The sequence below is a fragment of the Nocardiopsis sp. iso_25 genome (genome assembly GCF_056173305.1).
Window position 1 is genome coordinate 1,797,723 of record NZ_CM149667.1, and the last position, 17,175, is coordinate 1,814,897.

The window sequence follows — 17,175 nt, forward strand, 5'->3', positions numbered from 1 at the left end:
GCCCGCACGGACCGTCACAAGGACCGGGTACGCGGACTCGCCGAGCGCCCGGAATCCGCACGCGGACCCGTCACCGGCGAGGCGGCTCGCGGTCCCGCCGCCCGGGGCCGCGTCCGCCGCCGAGGGGCGCGTCGCCACCGCACGGACGCGGCGGCCGGTGGGACACCCCACCGGCCGCCGACGCGCGTGCCGGTCCTCCCCGGACCTCAGGAACCGGCGGGCGCGGACAGCCCCTCGGGCGGGTAGCTCTCGCCGGCCTCCGGGCCTTCATAGACCTGGCTGACGGTCGCGAACTCGTACCCGTCGGCCCGCAGCCGCTCGATGATCTCGGGGACCGCGGCCAGGGTCGGCTCCAGGGTGTCGTGCAGCAGTACCACGCCCCCCGGCCGGGCCCCGCCCACCACGCTCTCCACGACCTCGTCGCGGCTCATGCCGGTCCAGTCCTCGCTGTCCTGGCTCCACAGGATCTCGGCCATGCCCTGACGGCCGATCTCCTCCAGCACCTCCGGCGAGCTGTCGCCGAACGGCGGCCGGAACAGTTCCACGGTGTGCCCCGTCTGACGGCGCACCATCGCGCTCACCGCGGCCACCTGGTGGACCAGCTCCTCGCCCTCGAAGGACTCGGGCATGCGCTCGTGCAGGTGGTTGTGGCTGCCGATCTCGTGCCCCTCCGCGTAGATCTGACGCGTGACGCTGGGCCGGGTCAGCGCCGGGTTGCCGTTGAGGAAGAAGGTGGCCGCCACCTCCTCCTCCGCCAGCAGGTCCAGCAGTCGCGGAGTCGTCGCGACCGGTCCGTCGTCGAAGGTCAGCGCGATGCACTTGGCCTCGGCGCAGTCCAGGTCGGGGTCTCCCGCCGAGACCACCCCCGGCACCCGCGGCTCGGCCGGGGGCTCGCTGCCGGGCGCCTCCACGGTCAGCACGGGCTCCTCCGCCACGGCGGCCTCCCGCGCCCGCTCGCCCAGGCCGGACAGCAGGGGCGCGGCCTCCTCGGCGGGCACCACCGCGACCATCCGCCCCGGCGCCGAGGACGGTGGGTGGCCCTCCACGATCGGGGACAGGTCCCCGTCGTCGAACTCCACCACCAGGTCCCCGTCGGCGTTGAACCCCATCGAGTCGTAGGTGCGCATCACCGGGTGCAGCCCCTGCGCGTCCACCGCCTCCTCGTCGGCGAACGAGTCCCGGACGATCCCGTTGAGCTCCCGGAGCGCCGCGTCGTCGGCCAGCAGTTCGGTGGAGTAGGCGGTGTGGCCGGTGGACACGTCGTACCAGTACGTCCCGTACCCCTGGCGCAGCCCGTGGAAGTCCTCCTCGGTGCGCACCAGGCGCACGCCCAGGACCCCGTTCCCGGCGGCGACCACCTCCCAGTCGACGCCCAGGTTCACCGGGTCCCGGCTGGCGCCCCGGTAGTCGCGCACCTCCTGGTCCACCCGGGCGGCCAGGTCCTCGGCGAAGGCGTCGGCGCCCGCGAACACGGGGTAGGCCACGTCGATCGTGAGCCCCTCGGGCTTGTACGGGTGGTCCTCGAAGTCGGAGGCGTCCCCGCGCCACTCGGTGACCCCGTCCCCCGGCTCCGCCGCCACCACCGTGATCAGTTCCGGTTCCTCACCGCCCCCGGAGGCGATCCCCTCGGTGCCGCACGCGGCCAGGGGCAGGACCAGCGCGGCCAGCGCCGCCCCGGACCACCGGGCTCTGCGCTCCCACGGCCGGCTCCCACCGGCCCCGGGGCAGGGGGCGGCCTCGTTCGGGTGGACTCGAGTCGACGACAACACCGGACTCCCTCATCCCTCAGCGGGTTGCCAACACGGCTGCTGCTGGGAGCAACATAGGGGACGCCCCCACCCGTCCCGGGGTGGTGACCACATGTGGTCACCACCCCGGGACGGGCGACGCGCCGGAGACCGGGAACGCCCGTGCGGGCGCCCTACCGGCACCGCCCGGTGCCCTCACACGGTTCCGCTTCCCGTGTGGCCCACCGGCCGCGGCCCCGAAGTCCTCCCTGGGCCATCCTCACCCGGACCGCCCGCCGCGCCGTGACGCCGCGCCCTCAGGCCCCCTCGGAAGCCTCCTCGGCCCCCTCAGCGGGCTCCTCGGAGGGCTCGGCGCCCTCCTCCGGGGCGTCGGGGACCCCGTCCATGTAGGTCTCGCCGGGGGTCGTGGTCCCCAGCAGCTGGGACACCGTGACCATGGTGTACCCCTGCTCGTGCAGTTCCCGGATCGCCGTACGGGAGGCGTCGACGGTGGTGCCGTGGATGTCGTGCATGAGGATGATCGCCCCGTCCGAAGCGCCCTCCAGCACCCGGTCGTGGATCACCGGGGCCTTGCGGTCCTTCCAGTCGAGGGTGTCCACGCTCCACAGGATCTGGGCCAGGCCCATGTCCGCGGTCACCGAGGCCACGCCCTCGTCGGTCGAGCCGTAGGGCGGACGCATGAGGTCCATGGTGTAACCCGTCTCGCGGTACACCAGCGCCTGCACGATGTCCAGGTCCGCGCGCACCCCTCCCGCGCCCAGACCGGCCAGGTCGGGGTGGTTCAGGGTGTGGTTGGCGATCTCGTGCCCCTCGGCGTAGGCGCGCCGCACCGTGTGCGGGTGCTCCATGACGGGGTTGCCGGTGACGAAGAACGTGGCCCGCGCGTCGTACTCGGCGAGGGCGTCCAGCAGTTCGGGGGTGCGCCCGCCGGGGCCGTCGTCGTAGGTCAGCGCCACGCACTTGGTGTCGGGGTCGGAGCAGTCGACGCCGGGGTCCACCGCGGGCACCTGTCCGGGCACGGCGCCGTCCTCCTGGCCGTCCTTGTCGGCCCGGGGCGGGGCGGCGATGGAGAAGTCGTCCACGCCCACGGTCGCGGCGTCTCGCACGCGCAGTCCCAGCTCGGACAGCAGGCCCTCGGCCTCACCGGCGGCGACCACCGCGCGCGTGCGGCCCTCCTGCGCCGGGGCCACCTGCCCGGCGTCGAACTCCACGACCAGGTCCCCGTCGGGGTTGAAGCCCACCGAGTCGTACAGGGAGCTGATCGGGTGGATGACGTCGGGGTCGGCCGGGCCCTCCCCGTCCTCCCCGCTCCCGACGGCGTCGCGCACCAGGCCGTTGAGCTCCTCCAGCTGCTCCTGGCCGCCGACCAGCGCGGCGGAGGGGTGGTGCGCCGCGGTCTCGGTGTCGTACCAGTAGGTGGTGTAACCCTCCCGGGACCCCTCGGAGTCGGTCTCCACCCGGGTCACGCGGACCCCCAGCAGGCCGTCGCGCGCCGCGGTCAGGTTCCACCCCGCCTCGAAGGAGACCGCGCCGGGGTTGGCCGCCTCGAAGGCGCGCACCTCGTCGGTCAGCTCGCGCTCCAGGAAGTCGGCCAGCGGCTCGGCGTTGGGGATCACCGGGTAGGTCACCGAGACGGAGATCTCCCCGTCGTAGGGCAGCTCGGCCTCCTCCACGCCCGCCACGGCGGCCGCGTCCACCTCGGTGAGCCCGTCGGGCTCGCCGGAGGCCGGGGGAGGCGGCTCGCTCTCGGAGAGCGGCGCTCCCTGCGTCCGCGGCCCTGGCTCGGGCTCTCCGGAGGAGCGGGTGGCGAACAACACCATGCCCGCCAGGACCGCCAGGGCTACCACGACCGTGATCAGGGGGTGGTCCGGTGCCATGGCGAGGCGGGACTGCTTATTCACGAGGGAATCTCCACGTTCATCGCTCAGACGAACGTCCGCGGGGAGCAGAGAGGGCTCACCCGCGCAACGCTTGACTTCGTGTGTGACGCCGGCCGAAGGACGGGGGTTCTCACCGTCCGGACCGTGCGCATGGGGCCGCACGCCGGGTGCATGGGCGAAGGGGGCCCTCCCTATACTTGCAGCCGTGGAAGGTACATGATCCACCCCCGCGTCCCGGGCCCGGCCCGGAACGAACGGGGCGGAACCATGTCGCAAGAGGGAACCCGGTGCGAGTCCGGGACTGCCCCGCAGCGGTATGGGGGAACGAACGCCGCCATGAGCACTGGTAGTGCCGGTCGCCGAGACCGGAAACCGGGAAGCGGCGGCCAGTAGGAGGAGCGGTGTCCGCACCGCCCGCGCCCCCGAGTCCGAAGACCTGCCTCCACCCGGCGACGCACCCGCGGCGCCGGCGGTCCCGCGCCCCGAGGGAGGGCCGGAGGCGGTGGCAGGTCCGGTGCGCGCCCGCGGCGCGTCCGTCGGCGTGCCCGCCCCTCTTCTCCTCCCCGCGGCCGGTACCCGGCTTTCGACGAGGGAGAGAAGCTCATGACCACGACCCCCGCGCCTTCCGCGGCCCCGGGCGGACCACGTCCCTCCGTGCGCTCGACCGTGCACGGCTACCCGCGCATCGGCCCCGACCGCGAGCTCAAGCGCGCCTGCGAGTCCCACTGGAGGGGCCGCACCACCGCCCGGGAACTGGACGGGGTCGCCGCCGACCTGCGCCTGGGCGTCTACGCCCAGCTGCGCGAGGCCGGTGTCGACGACATCCCCTCCAACACGTTCTCCTACTACGACCACGTGCTGGACACCGCGGTCCTGTTCGACCTGGTCCCCTCCCGCTTCGCCCCGCCCGCCGCGGCGCCGGACCGCGAGGAGGAGCTGCGCCGCTACTTCGCGCTCGCCCGCGGCGAGCAGGGCGCCCCTCCGCTGGAGATGACCAAGTGGTTCGACACGAACTACCACTACCTGGTCCCCGAGCTCTCGCCCGGCACGCGTCCGCGCCTGGTGGGCGACAAGCCCGTCGCCGAGTTCCGTGAGGCCGCCGAGGCGGGCTTCCACACCCGCCCGGTCCTGGTCGGCCCGCTCACCTTCCTGCTGCTGGCCAAGCCCGCCGACGGCGCCCCCGAGGGCTGGGAACCGGTCCAGCTGCTCGACCAGCTCCTGGACGCCTACGCCCAGCTCCTCGGCGACCTGCGGGCCGCGGGCGCCACCGAGGTCCAGCTGGACGAGCCGATCCTGGCCACCGACGAGGGCCGCGCCGCCGTCGGCCACCTGGAGCGCGCCTACCAGCGCCTGGGCGCGGTCACCGACCGGCCCTCCCTGCTGGTGTCCACCTACTTCGGCTCCATCGGCTCCGCGGCCCTGCGCGTCCTCAAGGAGTCCGCGGTCGAGGCGGTCGGCCTGGACCTGGTCACCGACGACGAGGGCGTGGACGACCTGGTGCGGATCTCCGGCCTGGGCGCCACCCGCCTGGTCGCGGGCGTGGTGGAGGGACGCAACGTCTGGCGCACCGACATCCCGGCCGCCGTCGCCGCGCTCGGCACCCTGCTGGCCCTCACCGACGAGCTGACCGTGAGCACCTCCTGCTCCCTGCTGCACGTGCCCCTGGACCTGGACGCCGAGACCTCCCTGGCCCCCGAGCTGCGCGGGGCCCTGGCCTTCGCCCGGCAGAAGGCCCGGGAGACGGCTCTGCTCGGCCGCGTGCTGTCCGAGGGGGCCGAGGCCGAGTACACCGGTCGGGGCGGCGTCCGTCCCCCCGCCTTCACCGACGCGCGCGTGCGCGCCCGCCTCGACGCCCTGGGCCCGGACGCCTACGAGCGCCCGCGGGAGCGCGGCAGGCCCACCGACACCCCGCTCACCACGACCACCATCGGTTCCTTCCCCCAGACCGCCGAGCTGCGCCGCGCCCGCGCCGCGCACCGCAGGGGGGAACTGGCCGAGGACACCTACAAGGCCGTCCTGCGCGAGGAGGTCGACCGGGTCGTCGCGCTCCAGGAGGAGATCGGCCTGGACGTGCTCGTGCACGGCGAGCCCGAGCGCAACGACATGGTCCAGTACTTCGCCGAGCAGCTGGAGGGCTACGCCACCACCGAGAACGGCTGGGTGCAGTCCTACGGTTCGCGGTGCGTGCGCCCGCCGATCCTGTTCGGCGACGTCTCGCGTCCGGCGCCGATGACGGTCGAGTGGACCACCTACGCCCAGTCGCGCACCGACAAGCCGGTCAAGGGCATGCTGACCGGCCCGGTCACCATGCTCGCCTGGTCGTTCGTGCGCACCGACCAGCCGCTGGGCGAGACCGCCCGCCAGGTGGCCCTGGCTCTGCGCGACGAGGTCGCCGACCTGGAGCGCGCCGGGATCCGCCACATCCAGGTGGACGAGGCGGCCCTGCGCGAACTGCTGCCGCTGCGCTCGGAGCACCGGGCGCGGTACCTGGACTGGGCGGTGGGCTCCTTCCGCCTGGCCACGTCGGGGGTGTCGCCGTCCACGACCGTCCACACGCACATGTGCTACTCCGAGTTCGGGCTGATCGTCGGCGGCATCGAGGCGCTGGACGCCGACGTCACCAGCGTGGAGGCCGCACGCTCGCGCATGGAGCTGGTGCGGGACCTGGGCGAGCGGGGCTACAGGCGCGGGATCGGCCCGGGCGTGTACGACATCCACTCCCCGCGGGTGCCCTCGGTGGAGGAGATCGAGGGGTCGCTGCGGCTGGCGGTCGCGCACATCGACGCCCAGAACCTGTGGGTGAACCCCGACTGCGGCCTCAAGACGCGCGGTTACGCCGAGGCCGAACAGGCCCTGCGCAACATGGTCGAGGCGGCCCGCCGGGTGCGCGCCGACCTGGTGTGAGCCCGGCAGTGTTTTTTTGGACATCCGCTCCGCTTCGGCCCGCCCGTCGCCCGCCATCGCCCGTCGGGGACGCTGCGCGTCGGGACGGGCCACCGCCCTCAACGGACGCCTGCGGTGCGGTGTCTTCCTTGCTCGGGCGCCCGGAGAACGGGAATCGGGTTGAAGCAGGCACAGCGGTGCCTCCGGTGAGACGGCTCGTGCCCACACCGTCGCCCACCACCCTCGACGGACGCCTACGGCGCGGTCCTGCTTGCAGCCTCACCTCCAGCCCCTCCAGAACCCCGTGGGCACCCGAACCGACCCCCACAAGCTGAGGTCGATCCAAAAAGAGTCCCCGGGAGGCTGACATGCGAGAGGGGGCCGCGGCGAACGCCGCGGCCCCCTCGTGCCGTGTCCGGTCAGCCGCCTCAGGCGCCGACCAGGGCCAGCGCCTCGGCGCCGGCGTTGAGCATGATCTCCTCGACGTTGTCGGGCATGACCAGGTCCTCGGCGGAGGCGTCCTCGGTGAAGGGCGGGTGCATCTGGTACTGGACCCGGATGTTGAGGTTGGCGCTGCGGATCACCAGCGTGGCCTCGGGGATGTCCTCACCCAGGAAGTCGTACTTGGTGAGGACGTAGTGGGCCTCGTCGCCGAGGTCCACCTCCTTGTCCTCCTCCACGTTCGCGGCGTCGTAGAAGGTGTTGTAGTCACCCTCGCCCCTGAGCTCCTGCACCGCGGTCTGGAAGTCGCTGGTGGCTGCCTCGACGGAGTCGGCGGCGGAGTAGGGGACCTGGTAGCTGATCTCGAACATCGCGTAGCTCTCGGAGGGGTTGCCCTCCGGGGCGGCGCCTTCGAGGCTCTCGCAGTAGGAGTTGTTGTCCTGGACGTACTTGTCGCCCTCGTCCTGGATCAGGAAGTCGGAGAGCACCTGGTCGGTGAAGGCCTGGCAGGGCTCGGCGGGGACGGCGTAGGGGGGCTCGCCCGCGGGGGCCGCGTCGGGGGCGGGCTCGGACGTCTCACCGCCGCCGGTGGTCTCCTCCGTGCTCGGGGCGGGCTCGGGCTCGGGGGTGACGGTCTGCTGCCCGCCGCCGTTGGTGACGAGCATGACCAGGACGGCGATGACCAGGACGACGATCACGACGCCGCCGCCGATCACGACCCACAGGCCCGCCTTGTTGCCGCCGCCCTGGGGCTGCTGCGGCGGAGGGGGGTACCCGGGGCCGCCGGGACCGCCGCCGTAGGGCGGCTGGCCGCCCGCGTACATCTGCTGGTCCGGGGAGCCGGGGAAACCCGCGGGACCGCCGTAGGGCGGCTGGCCGCCGGTTCCGGGGTCGCCGTAGGGACCGCCGTGGGGCGGCTGGCCGCCGGTTCCGGGGTCGCCGTAGGGGGCGCCGTGGGGCGGGCCGTAGGGCGGTTGGCCCCCACTGTTGTCCCCACCGCCGTATGGGTTCTGCGGCGGCTGGTTGTATGGTCCGTTTTCGCTCATGGCTCCCCTCGCCCGTGTGTGATGACCGTGTTGTCTGGGACGCGTGTGTGCGCCGTTGGGTTCTCACGACTTCCCGTGCGGCCCCGGAAGGGGGCACGGTGGCCGTGTGGGGGAGGCGCACCTGTCGCCACTGCCGTCCCGCGGGCGAGGGCGGGGGAGTGGGCGGGCGTTCCCCGCCTCCGTGCGGAGGTTGCGGTGGACCGGGGACCGGCCACCGGGGGCGGTGGCCGGACGGAGCCGAAGGCGTCCTTCGGTCCGGGCCGGGACGTGTGCATCCTAGCCGTGAGCGGTGTCCCCTGGGCAGGTCAGACCGGGGGTAGCAGGGTGAATCGTCACTGTTTTGTGTCGGTTGTGCAGGAACTCATCACGCACGTGACGCAATCGTGACGCCGTTCCCCGCGCGGTCGCGCCCCGCGCGGGGTAATGGGGCGTCCGTCGGGGGCGCCGCCGGATCAGAACATCGAGATGTGCACGTGGTCGAAGTGGTTCTCGGTGATGCTGCCGCGGTCGGCCATGTCGCGCCAGCCCTCGTCGCCGCGGCGGATGTCCCAGATCTGCTGCCGGTAGATGATGTACATGATCCCGAGGCGGTCGGCGTTCTCCTGGGCCCACTCGGCGATCGCGTAGCCGCGGTCGATCTGCTCCTGTGGGGGCGTGTTCCCGTTGGGGTCCACCATGAAGTCGCAGGCGCGGCCCTTGGGGTGCTCGCCGACCACCCAGCCGCCGACCGCCCGGTAGCAGCCCACGCCGCCCACGTCCCTGCCCTCGCCGAACTCCTCGATGATCAGCTCGCGCATCTGCTCGGTGCGCGGGGTGATGTTGTACTGGCCGCCCATCGGCTGCACGGGGTGGTCCGCGATCATCTCCTGGACCTCCTCGCGGCGCCCCTCCAGCTCGTCCAGGTCCTCCTCAGCCGCGGCCAGCTGCTCCTCGGCGTTCTCCTGCGCGGTCTCGTCGCGCTCCAGGGCCTGGCTGAGCTGGTCGATCTTGTCCTGGTTGCTGGTGGACAGGTAGTCGATCACCACCGCGCGGTCGATGATCTCGTCGGGGTCGGCCTCGACGAACAGCGACATGGACAGGCCGATCCCGCTGCTGGTGTAGGTGGCCACCGCCAGGGCGCGCACCTGCTCGCGCGCGTCCTCGACGTCCTCGCGGGTGCTCTGGGCCCGCTCCTCGGCACGCTCGGCCTCCTGGATGACGCCCTCCATGTCGCGCAGTTCGCCGTTGAACTCCTCGCTCAGGGTCTCCGCGCGGTCCTGGAGGGCGCTCATGTCCTCCGGCTCGGCGGGCACCGGCGCCGCCACCGCCGTGCCCTGGGGTGCGAACAGGAAGCCGCCCAGCACGGCCAGCGCCAGCGCGGCCACACGCGCGCGGCCCGGGCGCGCAGCGGCGGCGAGGAGCCCCGCCAGGGCCCGGGCGCGGTCCGGCAAGCTGAGTTCGGGAGGGTCGGGAGCCCAGAAGTCGGCGAATTCGTCCACTCGGCTCAGGTCGTCGGGCTGCACGGTGTGGTCGCTCCTCGGGCCCGCACGGCCCCCGGGCACGGGGGCGGAGCGGGCGCTGTTTCTCGTCGTTTCCCCAGAGGGGCCGACAGCCGCGGGAGCGGCCTTCGGCCCTGGCCTCCCGCGCACACCCGGGAGCCGGGGGCGAGAGTAAAGGGACCGTCATGAGTGTAGGCACTCGCGCGGTTATTCGGGAGGGACGGGACGAATCCACCGTGCCGCGAGGGCCTCGATGTGGTGGAGGTAACCCGATCCGAACAGCGAAATCGGGTGAACCGACCCTTTTCCCCGTGGTTGAGTAGGAAACGTGAAGGCTTGTGCGCACGACCCAGCGACCACCGCGCCCACGCGGTCGGACACCGCCGAGCGGTGTCTTCCGCTGCCCGGCGGGCGCTGTCGTGTCCGCCCGGTCCCGTGGATCCGCCCGCAGCCCCCGGACACCGGGGGCTGAGGCCCGCCTTCTCGAACCGGCCCCAGTCCGCGGGGATCGGTTCGGGCGCCCGGACACAAGGATGACTGCGCGCAGCGTCCGTTGAGGGCGGTGGCGGGCGACGGGCGGGACGAAGCGGAGCGGAGGTCCGAAGGGACACCGCCGCCGAGGGCGGCGCGTCCCCCGACCGGCCGCCCCGCGCGGACGGGCCGCCGCCGACACCCGCCCGACCACCGGCGCGCCGCCGCCCGCGCCCGCGGGGCGCTTCCGTACGCTCGGACGCGGGCGACGGGCCCGCGCCGGACCCCGCCGGGCGCCACACCACCGCCAGACGTCGATGGGAACACCGTGATTGACGCAGTGGGCCTCCACAAGGCCTACAGGTTGAAGAAGCACCGGGTGACCGCCCTGGACGGGGTCGACCTGCACGTCGAGCCCGGCGAGATCTTCGGTGTGGTCGGACAGAGCGGCGCGGGCAAGAGCACCCTGCTGCGCTCGGTCAACCTCCTGGAGCGCCCCGACGCCGGAACGGTCCGGGTCGACGGCGAGGAGCTGACCGCGCTGCGCGGCGCGCGGCTGCGGGTCGCCCGCCGCCGCATCGGCATGGTGCACCAGCACTTCGCCCTGCTGTCCTCGCGCACCGTCGCGGGCAACGTGGCCTTCCCCATGGAGGTCTCCGGCGTCGACCGCACCCGCCGCAGGAGGCGCGTGGGCGAACTCCTCGAACTCGTGGGCCTGGGGGACAAGGCGCGCGCCTACCCCTCCCAGCTCTCCGGCGGCCAGAAGCAGCGGGTGGGCATCGCCCGCGCGCTGGCCTCCGACCCCAAGGTGCTGCTCAGCGACGAGGCCACCTCCGCACTCGACCCGGCCACCACCGACGCCATCCTGGCCCTGCTGCGCCGCCTGCGCGACGAACTGGGCCTGACCATCCTGCTGATCACCCACGAGATGGACGTGATCAAGAGGATCTGCGACTCCGCGGCGATCATGGAGAACGGCGCGTTCCTGGAGTCCGGCCGGGTGCTCGACCTCATCGGCACCCCCGGCTCGCTGCTGGCGCGCTCCCTCTTCCCGCTTCCCGCGCACGGCGGGCCCGACACGGTCTACGTCACCTACCCGCGCTCCTTCGACGAGCCGCTCATGTCCGAGCTCACCCGCCGCTTCGACGTGGACGTCAACATCCTGGGCGGCGGCGTGGAGGAGGTCGCCGGGCAGTCCGTGGGCCGCCTGAGCGTGGACCTGCGCGGCGGCCGCCGCGACCAGGCGCTCGCCTACCTGTCCGAGCACGGCCTGCTGGTCGAGGAGGCCCGCAAGTGAGCACCAACCCCGCCGACGTCCTGCACCTGGCCGCCGCGACCGGGGGCACCGGTCCCTGGGACGCCGTCGTCGCGTTCGTCCAGGCCTGGCCCGCGATGTGGCCCGACCTGTGGCTGGGCACCCTGGACACCGTCTACATGGTGTGGTGGGCCACCGTCGTCAGCGTCCTGTTCGGCCTGCCGCTGGGCGTGCTGCTGGTGGCCACCGACCGGGGCGGGCTCATCCCCGCACCCGCCGTGCGCGCCGTGCTCAGCGCCGTCGTCAACATCGGCCGCTCCCTGCCGTTCATCGTGCTGATGGTGGCCGTGCTCTCCCTCACCCGCCTGCTGGTGGGCACCACCCTGGGCCCCACGGCCGCGATCGTTCCCCTGAGCATCGGCGCGATCCCCTTCTTCGCCCGCCTGGTGGAGACCTCCCTGCGCGAGGTGGACCGCGGGGTCGTGGAGGCCGCGCACGCCATGGGCACCCGCCGCGTCACCATCGTGGGCAAGGTGATGCTGCCCGAGGCCATGCCCGGCCTCATCGCGGGCCTGGTGATGACCGTGGTCACGCTCATCTCCTACTCGGCGATGGCCGGCGCCATCGGCGGCGGCGGTCTGGGCGACCTGGCCATCCGCGAGGGCTACCAGCGCTTCAACGACCACTACCTGTGGGCCACCGTCATCCTGCTCATCGTCATCGTGCAGATCGCGCAGAGCCTGGGCGACCTGCTGGTGCGTCGCCTGGCGCGGCGCTGACGCGACGGGGTACACCAGAGAACGACCCCCTCCCCCCAGGAGTTGTCCCGGAGACACGGAGGGAGACGGCGATGACCGAGGACGCGAGGAGGCGCGCGGTGCGGGGCGCCGCCGCGGCGACGGCGGTGGCCCTGCTGGCGGCCTGCGGCAGCCCCAGCGAACGGGCGCGGGAGGAGACCGGCGGGGAGGACGTGACCGTCCTGCGGATCGGCGCGACGCCGACGCCGCACGCCGAGATCCTGGAGTTCGTCGACGAGAACCTGGCGGCCGACGCGGGGCTGGCCCTGGATGTGTCCGTCTACACCGACTACAACCAGCCCAACGCGGCGCTGGCCGAGGGCGAACTGCACGCCAACTACTACCAGACGCGGCCGTTCCTGGAGGAGTACCTCCAGGGCAACCCGGACGCCGACCTGAGCTACGTGACGGACGTGCACCTGGAGGCCTTCGGCATCTACTCGCAGGAGCTGACCGACCTGGCGGACCTGCCCGAGGGCGCACAGATCGGCGTGCCCAACGACACCTCCAACATGGGCCGGGCTCTGGACCTGCTCGACACCGAGGGCGTCATCACCCTGGCCGACACGGGCGAGGAGGCGCCCACGGTCGACGACATCGAGGACAACCCGCTCGGCGTCACGGTCACCCCGGTGGAGGCGGCCCAGCTGCCGCGCTCCCTCCAGGACCTGGACGCGGCGGTGGTCAACGGCAACTACGCCCTGGAGGCCGACCTGGTCTCCACCGCCAACGTGCTGGCCTGGGAGGAGACCGGGGACAACCCCTACGCCAACGGGCTGGTGGTGGCCACGCACGACATCGGCGACGAGGAGATCGCCCGGCTCGACGAACTCCTGCACAGCGGCGAGGTGCGCGCGTTCATGGAGGACCGCTGGCAGGGCGTCGTGGTACCCGTCGGCGGGGAGGGCACCTGAGGGCGGCGTCGGGCGGTCGTGCGGGCCGCGCCGCGGGCCGCCCCCCGGAGCGCCCCGCGGAGCGCCCGTGCGGGACGCTCCGCGGCGTCGCGGAACCGTCTCCGGCACCGCCTGCCCGTAACGTTTGGATTGCGGTGCCGAGGCTGTTGATTGACATCAAGGTACTTCTCTGTTTCTTTTATGGGAGCGCTCCCAAAACGATGTCCCCTCGTCATGGAAGGTGCGTACACCAGCAGTGAACAACCGCAACGATTTCCCTGAGGGCTTCCTCTGGGGGGCGGCCACCGCCTCGTTCCAGATCGAAGGCGCCACGACCGCCGACGGCCGCGGCCGCAGCATCTGGGACACCTTCGCCGAGACCCCCGGCAAGGTCCTGGGCGGAGACACCGGCGACCCCGCCGACGACCACTACAACCGCTACGCCGACGACGTCGCGCTCATGAGCCAGCTCAACCTGGGCGCGTACCGCTTCTCCGTCGCCTGGCCGCGGATCATCCCAGAGGGCACCGGCGCCGTGAACCAGGCCGGGATCGACTTCTACGACCGCCTGGTGGACACCCTCCTGGCGGCCGGGATCCAGCCCTGGGCGACCCTCTACCACTGGGACCTGCCCCAGCCGCTGGAGGACGCGGGGGGCTGGCCCCACCGCGACACCGCCTACCGCTTCCGCGACTACGCCCAGGTCGTGGCCGAGGCCCTCGGCGACCGCGTCAGCAACTGGATGACCATCAACGAGCCCTGGTGCTCGGCCTTCCTCGGCTACGAGAACGGTCACCACGCGCCGGGCCACAAGGACCCGGCCGCTGCCCTGGCCGCCGCACACCACCTCCTGCTGGGCCACGGCTTGGCCGTCGAGGCGATCCGCTCCACCGGTCACACCGCCCGGGTGGGCCTGGCCCACAACCAGGCGGTCATCCGCCCCCACGGGCCCAGCGCCGCGGACGCCCGCGCCGCCCGCCGCGCCGACGGCGTGCGCAACCGCATCTTCACCGACCCCCTGCTCAAGGGCCGCTACCCCGCGGACGTCAGGGAGGACCTCGCCGGCGTCACCGACTTCTCCTTCATCCAGGACGGCGACCTGGAGATCACCTCCGCCCCCCTGGACTTCCTGGGCGTCAACTACTACTCGCCCGAGTTCGTCGCCGCCTCCGCCAAGGGTCTGGACCCCGCGCTGGTCAGCGGCGAGGGCGGCGCCTGGCTCGGCGCCGACCCCGAGGAGGTGCACGTCTCGCAGGGGCTGCCCGTCACGCACATGGGCTGGGAGATCGACCCCACCGGCCTGTTCGACGTGCTCTCCCGCCTGGCGGGGGAGAGCGGTGGCATCGACCTCTACGTCACCGAGAACGGCTGCGCCTTCGAGGACACCGTCACCGAGGCCGGCGAGGTCAACGACACCGACCGGATCGACTACTACGAGGGCCACCTGAGGGCGGCCAAGGAGGCCGTTCTGGCCGGAGTGCCCCTGCGGGGTTACTTCGCCTGGTCGCTCCTGGATAATTTCGAGTGGGCGTGGGGGTACTCCCGCCGGTTCGGCATCGTGCACGTCGACTACGAGACGCAGCGCAGGATCATCAAGGACAGCGGTCACTGGTACGCCGAACTGGCCAAGACGGGGCAGTTCCCCGAGCGCCGGTAACGCGTCCCGTGGACGCCGCCCGCCGCGCGGCGGGCGGGTGCCCGCGGAGCACGTCCTGGAGTACGCCGGACCTCCGCCGCGCACGGCGGAGGTCCGGCGTACCGCGGAAGGACCGTGGGGTGTCCCGAGGGGCACCCCACACAGTCGTTCCGGGCGGGTATGACCGTGGATGCCCGTCGCACACGCCGCCGTCCCGGGGAAGCAGTCCCCGGGACGGCGGGACACGATCCCAGAGGGAGCCTCGAAGTGGCCAAGACCGGTGCTGGTCGGAAGCGTCCGACCCTGGAGATGGTGGCGCAGCGCGCCGGGGTCGGACGAGGGACCGTCTCGCGGGTGATCAACGGGTCCGCGCAGGTGAGCCCCCGCACCAGGGAGGCCGTGCACGCCGCGATCGCCGAACTCGGCTACAGCCCGAACCAGGCCGCGCGCACCCTGGTCACCAGGCGCACCGACACGATCGCGCTGGTCGTCTCCGAGCCCCGGGACCGGCTGTTCTCGGACCCCTTCTTCGCCGACATCATCCGCGGCGTGAGCTCGGTCCTGCACGAGCGCGACCTCCAGCTCATGCTCACCACGGCCCGGACCGAGGCCGAGCACAAGCGCGTGGGCGACTACCTCAGCGGCTTCCACGTGGACGGCGCGCTGCTGATCTCCCTGCACAGCGACAACCCGCTCTCGGCCCGTCTGGCCGAGGCCGGGGTACCGGTCGTCCACGGCGGCCGCCCGCACTCGCCCGAACAGCCCGCGCCCTACTGCGTCGACATCGACAACATCGGCGGGGCCCGGATGGCCATCCGCCACCTCCTGGAGCGCGGCCGCCGACGGGTGGCCGCCATCACCGGCCCCCTGGACATGGACGCCGGTGTGGAGCGCCTGCGCGGCTACCGCGAGGTCATGGCCGCCGCCGGGCTGGAGGTGGACGACCGGCTCGTCGTGCAGGGCGACTTCAGCGTGGAGGGGGGAGCCGAGGCGATGGAGCGGCTCCTGGACACCGGGCTGGAGCCCGACGCGGTGTTCGCCGCCTCCGACATGATGGCGCTCGGCGGGCTGCGTGTGCTGCGCGCACGCGGTCTGAGCGTGCCGGGGGACGTGGCCCTGGTGGGCTACGACGACACCGTCATGGCCCAGCACAGCGACCCGCCGCTGACCACCGTCCACCAGCCCACGGTGCAGATGGGGCAGGAGATGGCGCGGCTGCTGGTGGACGTGGCGATCCCGCGCACGGCGGAGGCCGAGACCGTCATGCTCGGCACCCACATGGTCGTGCGCGAGTCCGGCTGAGCCGAGAGGCCTCCGGGCAACGTCCCAGCCCGCGCACGCACCCTCCCGCAGCGCTCTGACCCGCCCGTTCACGCCCTCCCGGGTGGACGCGGCGCGGTGACTGTGCAAGGCTGGTCGCGATTTCGCGGGAGACGGTGGGAGCGCATGGAGCGGGAGCCGACACACAACCGGTGTGCGATTTCCTCGTGCGGATGGTGCGAACGGGACGGCGTCGAGTGCCGGTTCTGCTCCGGCACGGGCTGGTGGCGACCCGAGCGGCCGCATCGCGACGGCAGCGGGGTGATCGTCTGGCTCCGCGTCGACGAGCCCTGCCGCGGGTGCGCGGGCACGGGCAAGGAGCACAGTCCCACCGCCGCCCTCTGAGCGGGGGCGCGCCGCCCCTTCCGCGGTGGACAAGGAGAAGCACATGCGCTGGGTGACCTATCTGTCGCCGAGCGGCGGCAGCGAGCGCGCCGGAGCCCTGGACGACGGCGACGTGCTGGGCAGCCCGGACCACGTCCGCCTCGCCGACCTGCTGGAGGCGGGCGGTGACGCCCTGGCCGGGGCGCACGAACGCGCCGTCGCCGCGCCGATCGAGATCATCGTCGAGCCGGAGGCGCGCATGTGCGCCCCGCTGGTCCCCGCCGAGCCGGTGCCGGTCCGGGCGGGCGACGACGTCTGGCGGGTCCCCCCGGAACTGGTGCGGGGCTCGGACGACGCCGTGCCGCCCCGGGCGAGGTCGGCCCGTGTGGGCGTGGCCGCCGTCTCCGGGGGAGGGGCCCCGGTGAGCGCCTACACGCCCGCCTGCCTGTGGCTGGACGGCGAGGGGCGGCCGGTGCAGCTGACCCTGGGGCCGGTGCTGACCACCGCCGACGAGGTGCCCGGGCAGCCGCTGAGCGTGAGCGCCTCGGTGGAGGAGGGGGAGCTGGGCCGCGGCCTGGCCGATCCCGCGCATGAGTGGCTGGTGTCGGGCCCCGGGCGCGTGCGCGCGCTGCTGCCGGTGGCGACACCGCCGCTGGAGACCGACGACGAGCTGTTCGTGGACGCCGACGTCCTGGGCACCTTCGAGGTCCGGGTCGGCTCCCAGGTCTGACCGCGACCGCGGGCGGACACGCGTGTTCCCCTTGGGCCTTCGCTTCGCTTCGTCCCACCCGTCGCCCGCCACCACCCTCAAACGACGCCTACGGCGCGGTCCTTCTTGTGTTCGGGCGCCCAAAGAGCGGGAATCGGGTTGAGGCTGGCACAGCGGCGCCTGCACCGGGTCGGCTCGTGCCCACCCGTCGCCCGCCACCACCCTCAAACGACGCCTACGGCGCAGTCCCTCCGCGAAAACCCGCCTCCGGCACCTCCAGAACCCCGCGGGCGC

The 17,175-nt window shown here is 73.1% G+C and carries 12 protein-coding genes and 1 riboswitch; of the genes, 8 read left to right on the forward strand and 4 right to left on the reverse strand.

Annotated elements, in window-relative coordinates; translation table 11 throughout:
• Positions 1 to 206: 206 nt before the first annotated feature.
• Both AC0VX6_RS07845 and AC0VX6_RS07850 read right to left on the reverse strand, forming a co-directional pair.
• Positions 207 to 1,766, reverse strand: a complete 1,560-nt coding sequence (locus AC0VX6_RS07845; RefSeq protein WP_274976843.1) for a polysaccharide deacetylase family protein — start codon at positions 1,764 to 1,766, stop codon at positions 207 to 209.
• A gap of 278 nt (positions 1,767 to 2,044) precedes the next feature.
• Positions 2,045 to 3,625 (reverse strand): polysaccharide deacetylase family protein, encoded by a 1,581-nt coding sequence (locus tag AC0VX6_RS07850; protein WP_475469279.1) that lies wholly within the window; start codon positions 3,623 to 3,625, stop codon positions 2,045 to 2,047.
• A 280-nt stretch (positions 3,626 to 3,905) separates the two neighbouring features.
• Positions 3,906 to 4,066: riboswitch (cobalamin riboswitch) on the forward strand.
• A 165-nt stretch (positions 4,067 to 4,231) separates the two neighbouring features.
• Here AC0VX6_RS07850 and metE point away from each other — a divergent pair.
• Positions 4,232 to 6,532 (forward strand): 5-methyltetrahydropteroyltriglutamate--homocysteine S-methyltransferase, encoded by a 2,301-nt coding sequence (metE, locus tag AC0VX6_RS07855; RefSeq protein ID WP_475467960.1) that lies wholly within the window; start codon positions 4,232 to 4,234, stop codon positions 6,530 to 6,532.
• A 407-nt stretch (positions 6,533 to 6,939) separates the two neighbouring features.
• Here the strand turns inward: metE and AC0VX6_RS07860 are convergent, their stop codons facing one another.
• Positions 6,940 to 7,998 carry a DUF3558 domain-containing protein gene (locus tag AC0VX6_RS07860; RefSeq protein WP_475467962.1) on the reverse strand — a complete coding sequence of 353 codons (1,059 nt, stop codon included), beginning with the start codon at positions 7,996 to 7,998 and terminating at the stop codon, positions 6,940 to 6,942.
• Between the two features lie 452 nt (positions 7,999 to 8,450).
• The gene (locus AC0VX6_RS07865; protein WP_274976846.1) at positions 8,451 to 9,500 is read right to left on the reverse strand and encodes a coiled-coil domain-containing protein; all 1,050 of its coding nucleotides are present in this window, start codon (positions 9,498 to 9,500) and stop codon (positions 8,451 to 8,453) included.
• Positions 9,501 to 10,287: 787 nt separating this feature from the next.
• Between AC0VX6_RS07865 and AC0VX6_RS07870 the strand changes: the two genes are divergently transcribed.
• The 7 genes from AC0VX6_RS07870 (at position 10,288) to AC0VX6_RS07900 (ending at position 16,902) form a co-directional block, all read left to right on the forward strand.
• A complete protein-coding gene (locus AC0VX6_RS07870; protein WP_274978084.1) occupies positions 10,288 to 11,244 on the forward strand; it encodes a methionine ABC transporter ATP-binding protein in 957 nt (318 codons plus the stop codon).
• Positions 11,241 to 11,981 carry a methionine ABC transporter permease gene (locus tag AC0VX6_RS07875; protein WP_047870942.1) on the forward strand — a complete coding sequence of 247 codons (741 nt, stop codon included), beginning with the start codon at positions 11,241 to 11,243 and terminating at the stop codon, positions 11,979 to 11,981. Before AC0VX6_RS07870 ends, AC0VX6_RS07875 begins: the two co-directional genes overlap by 4 nt.
• 71 nt (positions 11,982 to 12,052) lie before the next feature.
• Complete coding sequence (locus tag AC0VX6_RS07880) at positions 12,053 to 12,913, forward strand: MetQ/NlpA family ABC transporter substrate-binding protein (protein ID WP_274976847.1); 861 nt, start codon at positions 12,053 to 12,055, stop codon at positions 12,911 to 12,913.
• Between the two features lie 235 nt (positions 12,914 to 13,148).
• Positions 13,149 to 14,549, forward strand: coding sequence for a GH1 family beta-glucosidase (locus tag AC0VX6_RS07885; protein ID WP_475469281.1), 1,401 nt, complete (start codon positions 13,149 to 13,151; stop codon positions 14,547 to 14,549).
• Positions 14,550 to 14,795: 246 nt separating this feature from the next.
• Positions 14,796 to 15,830: a LacI family DNA-binding transcriptional regulator gene (locus AC0VX6_RS07890; protein WP_274976848.1), complete on the forward strand. Its 1,035-nt coding sequence runs from the start codon at positions 14,796 to 14,798 to the stop codon at positions 15,828 to 15,830.
• A gap of 144 nt (positions 15,831 to 15,974) precedes the next feature.
• Positions 15,975 to 16,193: a hypothetical protein gene (locus AC0VX6_RS07895; protein ID WP_274976849.1), complete on the forward strand. Its 219-nt coding sequence runs from the start codon at positions 15,975 to 15,977 to the stop codon at positions 16,191 to 16,193.
• Positions 16,194 to 16,236: 43 nt separating this feature from the next.
• The gene (locus tag AC0VX6_RS07900; protein WP_475467964.1) at positions 16,237 to 16,902 is read left to right on the forward strand and encodes a hypothetical protein; all 666 of its coding nucleotides are present in this window, start codon (positions 16,237 to 16,239) and stop codon (positions 16,900 to 16,902) included.
• The last annotated feature ends 273 nt before the right edge of the window (positions 16,903 to 17,175 follow it).